At 73.6% G+C, this 12,210-nt stretch carries 10 protein-coding genes and 1 CRISPR repeat array (1 of these 11 only partly in view); of the genes, 1 reads left to right on the forward strand and 9 read right to left on the reverse strand.

Annotated features, from left to right (window positions below):
* Window positions 1–205: a CRISPR direct-repeat array (repeat unit 26 nt; unit sequence GTTTCCAACCCTCCAGGGCTGATGAG); it begins 874 nt to the left of the window's first position.
* Window positions 206–359: 154 nt separating this feature from the next.
* From cas2 to cas6, 8 genes are all read right to left on the reverse strand, one after another.
* Window positions 360–623: a CRISPR-associated endonuclease Cas2 gene (gene cas2, locus ABT092_RS05415; protein ID WP_351240038.1), complete on the reverse strand. Its 264-nt coding sequence runs from the start codon at window positions 621–623 to the stop codon at window positions 360–362.
* Between the two features lie 6 nt (window positions 624–629).
* A complete protein-coding gene (gene cas1b / locus ABT092_RS05420) occupies window positions 630–1,610 on the reverse strand; it encodes a type I-B CRISPR-associated endonuclease Cas1b (protein ID WP_351240040.1) in 981 nt (326 codons plus the stop codon).
* Window positions 1,610–2,119 (reverse strand): CRISPR-associated protein Cas4, encoded by a 510-nt coding sequence (locus ABT092_RS05425; protein ID WP_351240042.1) that lies wholly within the window; start codon window positions 2,117–2,119, stop codon window positions 1,610–1,612. Before ABT092_RS05425 ends, cas1b begins: the two co-directional genes overlap by 1 nt.
* Complete coding sequence (cas3, locus tag ABT092_RS05430) at window positions 2,116–4,596, reverse strand: CRISPR-associated helicase Cas3' (protein ID WP_351240044.1); 2,481 nt, start codon at window positions 4,594–4,596, stop codon at window positions 2,116–2,118. Before cas3 ends, ABT092_RS05425 begins: the two co-directional genes overlap by 4 nt.
* Window positions 4,593–5,255 carry a CRISPR-associated protein Cas5 gene (gene cas5 / locus ABT092_RS05435; protein ID WP_351240046.1) on the reverse strand — a complete coding sequence of 221 codons (663 nt, stop codon included), beginning with the start codon at window positions 5,253–5,255 and terminating at the stop codon, window positions 4,593–4,595. Before cas5 ends, cas3 begins: the two co-directional genes overlap by 4 nt.
* An 83-nt stretch (window positions 5,256–5,338) precedes the next feature.
* Window positions 5,339–6,397 carry a type I-B CRISPR-associated protein Cas7/Cst2/DevR gene (cas7i, locus tag ABT092_RS05440; RefSeq protein WP_351240048.1) on the reverse strand — a complete coding sequence of 353 codons (1,059 nt, stop codon included), beginning with the start codon at window positions 6,395–6,397 and terminating at the stop codon, window positions 5,339–5,341.
* The gene (locus ABT092_RS05445; RefSeq protein WP_351240050.1) at window positions 6,397–7,890 is read right to left on the reverse strand and encodes a hypothetical protein; all 1,494 of its coding nucleotides are present in this window, start codon (window positions 7,888–7,890) and stop codon (window positions 6,397–6,399) included. Before ABT092_RS05445 ends, cas7i begins: the two co-directional genes overlap by 1 nt.
* Window positions 7,878–8,567: a CRISPR-associated endoribonuclease Cas6 gene (gene cas6, locus ABT092_RS05450; RefSeq protein WP_351240052.1), complete on the reverse strand. Its 690-nt coding sequence runs from the start codon at window positions 8,565–8,567 to the stop codon at window positions 7,878–7,880. Before cas6 ends, ABT092_RS05445 begins: the two co-directional genes overlap by 13 nt.
* A gap of 280 nt (window positions 8,568–8,847) precedes the next feature.
* Here cas6 and ABT092_RS05455 point away from each other — a divergent pair, with 280 nt between their 5' ends.
* Window positions 8,848–9,597 (forward strand): Mut7-C RNAse domain-containing protein, encoded by a 750-nt coding sequence (locus ABT092_RS05455; protein ID WP_351240054.1) that lies wholly within the window; start codon window positions 8,848–8,850, stop codon window positions 9,595–9,597.
* 41 nt (window positions 9,598–9,638) lie between these two features.
* Here ABT092_RS05455 and ABT092_RS05460 read toward each other — a convergent pair whose 3' ends face one another.
* On the reverse strand, window positions 9,639–12,173 hold the full coding sequence (locus ABT092_RS05460; protein ID WP_351240056.1) for a galactose oxidase-like domain-containing protein: 2,535 nt from the start codon (window positions 12,171–12,173) through the stop codon (window positions 9,639–9,641).
* Between the last annotated feature and the right edge of the window lie 37 nt (window positions 12,174–12,210).

Raw genomic sequence — 12,210 nt, forward strand, 5'->3', positions numbered from 1 at the left:
CTGATGAGGACACGAAGTCGCCGCGCTGATCGCCTACGCGGTGCGGCTGTTTCCAACCCTCCAGGGCTGATGAGACCCGGCCCTCCTCGCGCAGATGGGCTTCGAGCTGGAGTTTCCAACCCTCCAGGGCTGATGAGACCCACGCGCCCGGTCGGCACCACCGCTGCGGCCGGGCCGACGTTTCCAACCCTCCAGGGCTGATGAGACCCCCCCCCGAGGGTAAAGCCCCAGCTCAGCCCCACCCAAAGCAGCACCGTACAGGCAAGAAGTGCAGCGAACCTCCGGTAGTGCAACACCGCAGGTCAGAAGGGTGGGCCAGCGAAGTGCGGGGCGGGCGGCCCACTCCGCGCAACGACGGGTCAGAGGATGTCCCCCGGCCCGCCCAACTCCACGCCCAGGGTACTGGTATGGACCATGTCCGGGGAGCGGACGGTGTAGGTGACGATGCTGTCGTGGCCGGGGTCGATGGTGGCGTGCAGGGCGGCCATCAGGGCGCGGTACTGGGCGGTGGACAGTTCGCCCTGGAACAGGCTCCGTTGGGTCCAGTGCAGGTACTTGCGGCAGGTCCTGAGGACCTTGGGGTTGCGTTCGACGGCCGTGTCGTAGACGAGGATCACGAACACCGGGGGTCACCACCAGGGGCGGAAGGGCTTGTAGGGCTTGCCTTCGAGGCAGAGGCGGACGAGCTTGAGGGCTTCGAGGTGGATGAGTTCCTCATAGCTGACCTTCCGCTTGAGGGTGCGATGGTGGACGGTGGTCGCCAACTCCTCCTTGACCAGGGCCGCGATCTTCCGGCGGCCGTCCTTGCTCAGGGACGCCCTGCCGACTTCGGTTTCGAAGTCGCCGGGCCGTAGGTGTTTCAGGTTCGCGGTGCGTTTGAGAAGTCGCTCGGCGAACAGGGGCTTGAAGGGTTCGGCCAGGTCGAGGGCGAGGGTGTTGCGGCGGCGGTCGGTGTCCGCGTGGAGGAAGCCGATCGCGGGGTGCAGCGGCGTGGTGCGCAGGGCGGTCAGCACGCGGGCGTAGACGATGGAGTTGAGGTAGCTGACGAAGGCGTTGCCGGCATTGGTTGGTGGACGGCGGGTACGGCCGTCGAGGCGTAGCCAGGCGGGGAGTTGGGTGTCCAGGACGACCCAGGCGGTGCGTCGGAAGTTGCCCTCCTGACCCATGATCGCCCCTGCGTCGGGGCAGTCGGGCAGCGCGCTCCGCAGGGTGTGCAGGGCGGGGTCGAGCAGATCGGTGTCGAGGGACCAGCGCAGGTTCTCGGCGGTGGCCAGCACCAGGGCGCGGCCGATCCCCGCCCGGACTTCCGGGTCCGCGGTGAGTTCGACCTGGCGGCGGACCACGCGGGCGGAGGCCATGGAGTCGGCGGGGCTGAAGTGGCCGGCGTGGTTGCCGTAGTGGTCGAGGACGTGGACGGCGACCCCGTTGCGGCTGAGCAGGGAGAGGGCGGAGGTGTTGATGTCGACGTGGTCGAAGGTGACCAGGTCGCGGATGTCGGTGATGGGGATGCGGACCGGGCTGCCGTCCGGGCGTTCGACGCGCACGCTGTTGTCCTCGCGGCGGATGCGGCAGGGTTCGGTGAGCCAGTAGGTGCGGCCTACGGCGGCCATCAGTCGTCTCCCCAGCAGTAGTCGCGGTAGGAGCAGCCCCGGCAGTCGGCCCGGCCGAGGCGGTCGGGTGGTTCGGGGGCGGCGAGGACGGTGCGGGCGCGGGCCTCGGACTCCTCGGCCCGGGTCCGGGCGGTGTCGTCCCAGGGGACGTCGACCGTCCGGCGGACGAGCGGGTAGTGCACGGTCCCGCCCCGCACGGCGACGCCTCGGCGTTCCAGCAGCAGGCAGTAGTGGCGGACCTGGGCGGTGTGGGCGGGGGACGGGGCGCGGGAGGACTTGGTCTCGTGGACCACGGCGCCCGTCGTGACCCAGTCGATCTTCGCCTCCCCGAGGTCGACGTCCCGGCGACGGGTGAACGTGGTGGCGTCCACCACTTCGCCGAAGGCGACCAGTTCACTGCGGTGTTCGGGGCGGTACCCCTGGCCGTACAGCCAGAGTTGGCGGGGGCAGTGGTGCAGGTACTTGATGTGCACACCGCCCACGGCGGCGGGGTCGGGGGGAGCCGTCACAGGATGGTCTCCGGTTCGTCGTCGGGGGGCGTCAGGCCCGTGGTCGGGTCGTACGGGGCGTTGGTCACCCGGAGGCCGAGGGTGCGGTCGAGGGTCACCCCGTACGTCGTCAACTGCCCGTACCGCAAGGGGATGAGGAGGCCGGTACCGCGCAGGGGGTGGCCCTCGGAGCCGGTGGTGAGGGCGCGGTACTCGTCGATGTCGTCCTGGTGGAGGACGTCGACTCCGTCGAAGTGTTCGCGCAGCCGGAGGTCGTAGCCGGTGCGGTCGTGGAACGGGTCGGTGAAGGTGAGGAAGGCGGCGGCGAAGTCGTCGCGGGCGCGGCGGGCGCGGTCGGCCCAGTCGGCTCCCCAGGGGGTGTCGTGGGCGAGGGACAGCAGGCGGTCGACGTCCTGTTCGCCGAGGGTGTCGGCGCCCTCGGCGAGCAGGGTGGTCAGCGCCAGCCAGGACGCTTCGACGGCCCCTTCCTCGTAGGGGCGGTGGCTGCCGGGGCGGTGGACGCGGAACTCGACGGCTCCTTCGGGGTGTCGACCGCGGCGGTTGACCCGGCCGGCGCGCTGGGCGACCGCTTCGACGGGGGCGTTCTCCACGGCTCCCCGGTCGAAGTCGAGGGCGAGGGAGACCTCCACGGTCTGGGTGGCGACGGTGAGGCCGCCACGGGCGCCGCGTTCGCCGGCCCGGCGTTCGGGGTGCCGGCGCAGGAGGGCCCGTTCCACGGCGTCGCGGTCCCGGTTCTTGAAGCGGGAGTGCAGCAGCAACGCCGGGTGCGGGTCCTCGGGGCGGGCCGCCGCGCGGGCGTCGGGGGCGAGTGCGGCGTACACGGCCCGGGCGGTGGCGACGGTGTTGGTGACGGCGAGGACGCTGTGGCCCCCGTGGAGCCAGGTCCGCAGCCGGTCCAGGGCGTCGGGGGAGGTGAGGGGTTCGGGGTCGAGGACGAGCCGGTGGCGCACCGGGCTGGTGCCCGGCGGCGCGCGGTGCAGGGCGACGGGGTGGGTCAGGCTCTCGCCGATGACCTCGATCAGTGGTGGGGCGAGCGTCGCGGACAGCACGGCGACCCTGCTGCCCAGCCGTTCCCACAGTCCCATCGCGGCGCACAGCCGGCCGAAGGTCTCGGGCTCGTAGGCGTGGAGTTCGTCCAGGACGAAGAGGGAGTTGGCCTGTTCGAGGAGGGCGGAGGAGTGGGCGGGGCCCGCGACGGCGGCGCGCAGCAGTTGGTGGGGGGTGGCGACCCGCAGCCGTTGGGCGAAGAGTCGCATGGCCCCGGCGCGGGCCCGGGCCTGTGCCGCTGTTGCCGCGGTGGCCTGGGCGGCACCGGCCGCCGGGGCGTCGGAAGGTGCGCCGGTGGGGCGGTCCGTCACGGCCTCCTGGAGGAGGGTGTGGGCGACGGTGCCGTGGAGGAGACCGATGTCGGGGGCGGTGTCCCCAGGGGCGGGGACGAGGTCGCGGGCCAGCCGGCGGCGGGCCGCGTTGAGCGATGCCCGGTACGGGAGGGTCCACACCAGTCGGGGCAGCCCGGGCAGTTCGGCGAGTTGGCGGGCTGCCCAGGCCAGTCCGGCTTCGGTCTTGCCGCTGCCGGTCGGGGCGACGAGCACCAGGTGCCCGGTGGTTTCCGCCGCGGCCAACTGGTGCGGGTGGGGCGGGAACGGGAGGCGGGTGAAGTAGTCGGCGGGGAGCGGGAGGTGGGTCTGGAGGTCGACGTGGGCGGAGCCGGCGTGGTCGGCGAGGGTGAGCGCCCCTTGGGCGAGGACGGCGAGCAGTCCCCGGTCCGGGGCGACCGGTCTGCGCCAGGCGTCGAGGAGGGTGGTGAGGAGCCGGCGGGCGCGTTCGGCCAGCGGAGTGCCGTCCTCGCGGGGCGGGTCGACGCACAGGGCGCCGGCGAGCCAGGCGGTCCACTCCCGGTGGAGCCCGCGGGTGACCTGGACCAGGTCGCCGTCCGGGCCGGGGGTGCGGGTGAAGGCGTGCCCCCAGTCGGTGCCGGAGGTGTAGAGGCGGGCCAGGCTCGGCCTGGTGCCGGCACCGTCCGGCGAGGAGTGCAGGGCCCGGTGGTGGGTGGCGACCAGGGTCGCGACGAGGAGCCGGTCTTCCTCGTCCCACTCCCCCGCCCGGGACATGAGGTCCACGTACGCCAGCGAGAGCACCTCGTGCCGTTCGCCCCAAGGGGTGCCGCCGGGCGGGAGTTGCCGTTGGAACCCTTCGGCGACCTTCCCGGCGTCGTGGAGGAGGGCGGCCCGGCGCACCCGGCTCCAGAAGGCGGGTTCGGCGGCGAGCACTCCGGCGTCGGCGATGCGGGCCTCGATCTGCCCGACCGCCCCGTGGACGGTGCGGGAGTGGGTGGTGAGGCGTTCGGGGTCCGATGCGGGGGTGGACTTCGCCCGGACCTCCGGGAGCCGTCGCCGCGGCGGGGTCCGGCCGCCACCGCCCGTCGCGGTGGCGGCCGGACCCTCGTTGCCGCCACCGCGTCCCGGGCCGCTGCTCACGGTTCCAGTAGCCACACGGCCTGCCCGGTCTCCGCGTCCCGGAGGGCGCCGTGCACCGTACGGGGGCCGGTGGGCGCGTCGCACCACAGGTAGTCGGCCCAGCGGTTGGTGAGCCGGTCGGGCGAGGTGCTCGCCGCCATGCGGTGCACCAGCGCGGAAGGCACCCGGTGGGCGCCGGCGGGCGCCACCGCGTGGTCCACGACGGCCCGTTCGGCAGGGTGTAGGACGGTCCGCACCGCGGGGCGCGGGTGGACCAGGTCCTGCGAGCGGCCCAACCGCAGCGGCCAGCGGGGCCGGCGCAGCGCCCGTGCTACGCGTTCCCCGTCCGGGCCGGGCAGCCACAGGGTGAGGTGGACACCGGTCAGGAAGGGGCGGTCCCGGATCGTCATGCCGCCCTTCCCGGCCCGGACCCGTCCGGACACGGCCGGGTTTCGGCCGTCCGCGGCCACCGGGTGGTAGGTCTCGGCGTCCACTCCGCTCCCCTCCGAGCCGGCCGTCATCCCGAAGGCCAACAGCTCGGCGGGGCGGCCGGTGGCCGCGGCCAACAGGCCCCGCACCGTGGATGGCGGGGGCAACGGCAGACCGCGGCTGATCCCCGGGAACAGCGGATCGCGGAAGGACGCGACGGGCGCCCGGAGTTCGACGCGCCACGCCGTCACCGGACCGCCGGACGGGTCCGGGGCCGGTGCGGCCGGCCGACCCGGGGCCGTCCGGGCGGGCGGGGGCGTCGCCGGCACGGGAATCACCGGGCCGGGTCGTCGAACCAGCCGTCGAGGCGACCCTCGCGCAGCTCGGCGCCGAGACCGCGCAGCACGGTCCTGGGGTGGTCGACCACGACGGTGCCGGCCGCGATCTCCTCGGCGCACGCCTTCTCGAAGTCGGCCCGCAGATCGTCCCGGAACCCGGGGCGCCAGCCGATGCGGACCGGCGCCTCCCACTCCCCCTCCCAGGCCGCGAGTTCCTGTCGCAGCACCTCGCCGCGGACCCGGAGCCCGACGCCCTCCTCCCCGTCCACGCAGTGGGCCAGCGGGTTGACGCCGCCCTTGAACGGCACCAGCACGATCAGCGCCGGCACTCGGTCCCCGTAGTGCAGGGCCTGCTTGGCGCCGCCGCTCAACTGGGCCAACGCCTCCAGCAGCAGCGCCGCCCGGTGACGGCGCTCCTCGACCGGCAACCGGAAGGCGGGCTGGTCGCGGAAGGTGGTCGCGGTCGCCCCGGCCCGGACCGCCTCGGCGACCCCGCGGGCCTGCTCCTCGGTGAGGTAGTTCGGCCGGCCGACCCCGGAGGCGTCCGGGAGGGTGAACGTCCCGATCCGCGGCACGTCCAGCAGGAACGGGGCCGCGAGGTCCGCGGTGTAGAACTCGTGGCCGTGCAGCACCGGCTCGGTGACGCCCCGGGCCATGACCCCGAAGTCCTCGACCGGGTGCACCGGTTCCACCGACATCAGGGTGCCCAGCATGAAGGGACTGTCCCGCAGGGTGGTGCCGGCATCGTCCTTCTTGGCGCCGGCCCGCATGTACCCGAACAGGTCGTCATCCACGTAACGGATCGGATCGGCTTCGGTGTTGGCCTTCTGTGCCTTGTTCTGCGCCTTGCCGACCCTGGTCACCGGAGAGGGCACCGCACCCAGCTCCACCAGCCCGTCCCGGAGCCAGCGGCGTGCCGCCTGCGCCGAGACGTACGGATACCGCCGGCCCCTGACCCGGGCGAACTTCACCCGGGTCGTGGTGTCCTCGCCCCTGCCGTTGTTGGGTGCGCCCGCCTCGATCGCGAGCACCATCTTGCCGGCCAGATAGGCCACTACGCCGCCCCGTTCTCGTCGTGTTCGTCGTCGTATCCGGCCGGGTCCTCGACGTCGAGGATCGGCCGTGCCAGCAGCGCGTCGGTGCGCTCCTGCTCCTCCGGGTCCACCGGGCTCTCGTTCACCGCCACCCCGCGCGCCTGGAGCTCCTGCACCACCGCCGCCGACAGCAGCATGCGCAGTTCCCAGGCCCGGGGCCGCTTCTGGAGCAGGGGCGCCCAGTCCTCGGGACCGCCCGGCGCCCGCCGCCCGTCCAGGAGCAGGCGGTGCTGCGCCTGCATCAGCAACCGGCCCAGGCGGTAGTCGTTCAAGGCGGCGTTGCGGTACTCGGCGAACCGGCCGCGGGGGCTGCCGCTCCCGTGCTCGATCCACTCCACGAGCAGCGTCGTGACGGGCGTGAGGTCGGGTTCCATCCCCAGGATCTCCTCGGCGTAGACGTGCGCGAGCCGGCTCAGCGCGGCGCGGTCCGTCGCGCTGCGGCGCCGGTCCGGCTCGACGATCAGGCGGTGGACCGCGGCCAGGAACGCGCCGCTCCGGCCGTCCTCGGTCTCGAACAGGAGCCGGGCCGCCTCCGCCGCGCCCCGGGCCGTGACCGCGCCGGACCGGTCCACCCGGGTGAGCGCGATCTCCAGCAGGCGCCAACCCCGGCGGGGGACCGCGTTGCCGTCCACCACGGACAGGAACGCGGGCACCGCCCGACGGGTCCGGGTCACCCTGAGCCACGGATCCTGGTTGTCGTTCTTGAAGCTCCACAGGGTGGACGCGGCGAAGCCGGCGTCCCGGACCGCCCGGAGCGCCCGCAGGGTCACCAGTTCCGGGCGGTCACCGGCGGTGGACCGGTCCCCGAAGCCCAGTTGCCGCACCCGGTGCGCCCGCAACACGTTCCCCGTCACGAACTCACGTTCGACCCCCTCGTCCTCGCAGGACAGCACCGTCGCGGAGCCGGCGGTCACGTGCGCCCCGTACGGCAGCGCCCACATCGCGATCCGGCACCCCCGGCACACCGGCCACCCGGGCACCCCCGGCGGCAGGGTGTTCAGGGCGCGGTCGGTGTCGTAGAGGGGCAGCTTCGACTTCGTCCATAAGACGGCGGTGGACGTCCCGCAGAACGTGCAGGGCCGGACGGTGCCGGGGCGCCGGGAGTGATCGGGCAGCGCCCCCGGGACCTGCGCGGGCTCGTCCCGCCGGAACAGCGCCTCGATGTCCGGCCGCAGCGCCTCCGGGTCCTTCGACCGCTTGCTGTGGGTGGCCTTGGCGTTCGGATACAGCGCGAACAGGACCTTCCACCAGTCGTACGGGACGGCGTCCTTGGCGGCGGTCGCTGCGATGAGCACGTCCGCGACGATCCGGGCGGCGACGGCGTCCAGGTCCTCGTCCGTGACCCCCTCGGGCCGCGCCCGCCCCGCGAGGGCGGCCACCGCCCGGGCGCCCGCCCGCTGGAGCGGGTGGCCGGTGGGGGATAACGGGGACCCGTCGGTGTCTACTTGATCCATCCGAAACCCTGCATGGTGTCCAGCCCGAGGCCCCAGGACCGCAGGGCGTCCACGAACCGTCCGTCCGCGTCCATCGACACCCGCACCAGCGCACCGATCCGCGGCGCTCCCCGCACGGTGAACTTGCGCCGGGGCCCCGCCTCCAGCACCCGCACCCCGGTCGGCGCGGGCAGTCCGAGGACGCTGGCCTTGTGGGCGAGGTTGTGCCGGAGCCGATCGAGGTACGGCTCGTCCTCGGGCAGCAGGTACCCGTTCTCGCCCTTCACGATCACGGGCGTGAGCGTCGCCAGCTCGACCGGCCCGGAGGGCGAGGGCCTCGCCACGTCCAGTGCCACGCCCCGGACCCGCAGCCGAGCCGCACCCCAGCGGATCTCGGTGCGCTTGGACAGGGACGAGACCAGCGCCGCCGCCAGTTCGGGCGCGGGCGACCCGAACCACACCGAGCCGTCCGCCGACGTCGTGTACACGCCCTTCACCCGCCGCGCGCCCCGGAACTGGGGGCTCGTCATGCCCAGCGGCTTGAGCGACTGCCCGTTCCACCCCTCGTCGTGCAACCTCCGCGCGAGGTCCGCGTCATGGCTGCTGAGCAGCCCGTACACCACGCCCCGGGCCGGTCCGTGCACATCGCTCCACGACAACGACCGCACGTCCGCCTCGACGTCAACCCTGACCCGCATGCTCCCCCAACCCCGCTACGGGGCCCCTCTTCTCGATCCGGTTCACCACGACGGACGGCACGGCACCCGGCGCCTGACGCGGGGCGGCGGCCCGCCGTCGCTACTCTCTGTGGGCTCACCCTAACGACGACCTGGTGTTCGGGGGCAATTTCCCACGAAGTCCGATGTGGGACGCCTTGGGTCTGATAGGGGGCGTCGGACCGGTTGGGTGGGGAGTGACCGGTGGAGCGCCGTGGAAACCCGTAGGTCCCGCCCTGCCCCGAATGACATCCTGAGCCCCATGAAGCACGAGCACACCACCGCCCCGCAGATCACCGTGGAAGTCGCCCCCGAGCTGGGGCTCTTCGTGCCGCACGGGCGACGTGGCGGGCCCACCGCGCTGCGGGTCGACGGAAGGTCCAGCCTCGGGCACGTGGTCGAGTCCTTGGGCGTGCCGTTGACCGAGGTGGGCGGGGTGGACGTGCACGGTCGGCCGGCGCCGTTCGGGTACGTGCCGGTGGACGGGGACGTGGTGCGGGTGGGGGCGGTGGTGCGTCCCCAGCGGGTGCCGGGAGCCCCGTTGCGGTTCCTGCTGGACGTGCACCTGGGGACCTTGGCGCGGCGGATGCGGGTGCTCGGGATCGACACCGCCTACGAGGCGGTGGACATCGGTGACCCGGCGCTGGCCGCCCGGTCGGCCGCGGAGCGACGCGTCATGCTCAGCCGGGACCGGGGGCTGCTGCGACGGCGGGAGCTGTGGGCGGGGGCGTACGTCTACAGCGACCGGCCGGAGGCGCAACTGCGCGACGTGTTGGGGCGGTTCGCGCCCGAGCTGCGGCCCTGGACGCGCTGCACCGCGTGCAACGGGACCCTGGTGACGGCGACCGGGGACGAGGTGGCCGACCGGATCGAGGACGGTACCCGGCGCACCTACGACGTGTTCGCGCGGTGCACCGCGTGCGAGGGGGTGTACTGGCGCGGCGCCCACCACGACCAGCTGGAGCGGATGGTGGCGGACGCCGTCGAGGAGTTCGGCCCCGTGACCCCGTAGCCCCGCAGCGCCGTGGCCGCTGCGTTCCCCCGGCCCGTCGGTCAGCGGCGGCCGCGCCGCAGGTCGCCCTTGCCGCAGGCGGTGCCGTCGCCGTCGGGGTCGAGGCGTTGCGGGTCGGACTCGCCGTTGACCCTCAGGGGGCCGTAGTCGTGCCGGGCGAGCCAGGTGCAGCGGGCCGCGGTGGTCGCCTTGACGCCGGGCGGGTAGTCGGTCGGGACGCAGACCCCGGCGGCGCCGTAGTGGCGGTCGCAGCCGGAGAGGGTCGGGCTGACCTGCTGGGATGCGCGCTCCTCCAACGGCGCCCTCGGTTCGGCGGCCGGGGCGCCCGCGAAGTCGTGCACGTGCGGGGCCGGCGCCTTCGCACCCTCCGGTGCGGCGGTCGGCGCCCCGCCGTGGTGGGCGTGGGACCCACCGGGGTCGGCGGTGGTGGGGCTCAGGGCGGCGGGGCCGTCGACGCGGACCCACTTGGCGACGGAGGGCACGCCGGCCGCGTCGGTGGCGAAGAGCATGTACCAGCCGGGCGGGGCGATGTTGGGGTTGCTGGTGACGTTGAGGTCGATGGTGTTCCCGTTGACGGTGAGGGGCAGGTCGACGAAGCGCTGGTTGGGGTCCGAGGAGTGGGTGACGGCCGAGGGGCGGATGAGCTGGGCCTTGACGATCGGGCGGTCCACGGTGATCCGCTGGGTGGAGCCGTACTGCCACTCGGTGCGGTGGAGGGAGGTGATCGTCGGGCGGGGGCCCTTCAGCAGGTAGGGCGGGGTGTAGACGGAGACGTGGTGGTTCCAGGTGTTGCTGCCCGGGTTGTCGCCGGTGGACATCACCCGGCCGTCCGGGAGCAGGAACGAGGTGGAGTGGTAGCCGCGGGGCTCGGGGTCGGTGGCGACCTTGTCGAAGGTGCGCGTGACGGGGTCGAAGAGGGAGGAGGAGAAGACCGGATCGGCACGGTTGTGCAGGGCGCCGCCGGTCTCCAGCACCTTGCCGTCCGGCAGCAGGACGGCGGAGACGTACATCTTGCCCTCGTCGCCGGACTGCGGGACCGGGCCGGCGCCGCGGTCGACGGTGCCCTGCGGGATCGGCGGGCCGGCGGTGTAGCGGGGGCTCGGGTCCTTGAGGTCGATGACGTCGGTGAGGCGGTTGGCGTCGGGGTTGGTCTCGATGTTGCCGCCGCCGAGGGTGAGCACCTTCTGGTCCTGGGCCGGGGGCAGCAGCACGCTGGCCGACTGGTCGCGCTCGTCCTTGCGCTGGAGTCCGGGCACGTCGGTGACGGTGTTGGCCTCGTAGTCGTAGAGGGAGGCGCCGGTGCCGGGGGTGCCGTTGCCGAAGACGTGGCTGCCGGAGTAGAAGAGGCGGCCGTCCTGCAACAGGAGCATGGCCGGGTAGAGGCCCCAGTAGCTCCAGGTCTGGTTGACCCGGTTCGTGGGCAGCCAGCGGTTCTCGGCGGCGGACCAGCGGTCGGCGGTGACCGAGCCGGTGGAGTCCTCGCGCAGGCCGCCGAAGGAGAGCACGTCGCCGTTGCCCATGAGGGTGGCGGAGGGGTACCAGTGGCCGTCGTTCATGCTGCTGGTGGTCTTGGTGTACGTCTCGGTGTCCGGGTCGAAGAGGTACGAGTCGCGGTACCCCTTGTAGCCGTGGGAGCCGTCGGCGGCGGGGTAGGCGAGGTTGCCTCCCATCACCAGGACCTTCCCGTCCCGGAGTTGGACGTGGCCGCCGCAGAACATGTCCTTCGGGGTGGGGACGATCCGGTAGGAGCCGTTCGCGGGGTCGTAGATCGCGGAGGTGAAGGTGCCCGCGGCGAAGGCCCCCTCGCTGTTGCCGGAGCCGGCGATCAGCAGCACCTTGCCGTTGTGGAGGACGACGGCGTGCGAGGAGCGGACGGGGTTCTCGGTGGGCAGCACGTCCCAGCGTCCGTCCCGGCACTCCACGGCGGAGGCGCCGGTGCAGGTGGGGTCGGGCGGTTCGACGGCGACGGCGTGCATGGCGTAGTCGTCGGTGGTGACCGAGCCGACCCCGTACACGGAGACGCCCCAGGTGATCTGGTCGGTGCCGGGCGGGATCGGCGGGGTGCGCACCTCGACCTGCTGGTAGTCGGGGGCGACGGGCAGGGTGCGCAGGTCCGTCCAGTACTGCCAGCCGCCGGTGGTGTCGCGGCGGAAGAGGGTGACGGCGGCGTCCGGGGTGGTCGACTTGTACCAGAAGCCCAGGTCGTACTGGGTGCCCGGCTGCACCCGCGGGGCGCAGGTCGGGTTCTCGGTGAGCATGGCCTTGCGGTCGCCGCTGACCCGGCGGGTCAGGGCGACCTTCATGGCGGCGGTGCCGGTCCGGGCGTCGGCGACCGTCTCGTAGCTGACGTCGTTGTCGCCCCAGCCGGCCCGGGACCAGCAGTGGGGCATGGCGGCGGCGCCGGGGCCGGGGGTCTCGAAGCCGGGGTTGCTGAGCAGGTTGGCGGCGGTCGCGGTCTGCGGGGTGGCGAGCAGCCCTCCGGCGACCAGGGCGGTCACGCCGAGGAGGGCGGTTCTTCGCCGTGCGGTGGCGCGGGTGGGGGCTGCGGAGCGGGCGCGCCGCGGGACGAGGGTCATGCGGTACTCCTCAACGGTTGCGGCTGCGGCCCTCGGG

The sequence above is a fragment of the Streptomyces sp. NPDC002490 genome (genome assembly GCF_040296045.1).
Taxonomy (GTDB): Bacteria; Actinomycetota; Actinomycetes; order Streptomycetales; family Streptomycetaceae; genus Streptomyces.

Coding starts and splice junctions, on each gene's coding strand:
- ABT092_RS05455 (WP_351240054.1), top strand. CDS start 8,848: ATGAAGCACGAGCACACCACCGCCCCGCAGATCACCGTGGAAGTCGCC.
- ABT092_RS05445 (WP_351240050.1), bottom strand. CDS start 7,890: ATGGATCAAGTAGACACCGACGGGTCCCCGTTATCCCCCACCGGCCAC.
- ABT092_RS05460 (WP_351240056.1), bottom strand. CDS start 12,173: ATGACCCTCGTCCCGCGGCGCGCCCGCTCCGCAGCCCCCACCCGCGCC.
- cas6 (WP_351240052.1), bottom strand. CDS start 8,567: ATGCGGGTCAGGGTTGACGTCGAGGCGGACGTGCGGTCGTTGTCGTGG.
- cas1b (WP_351240040.1), bottom strand. CDS start 1,610: ATGGCCGCCGTAGGCCGCACCTACTGGCTCACCGAACCCTGCCGCATC.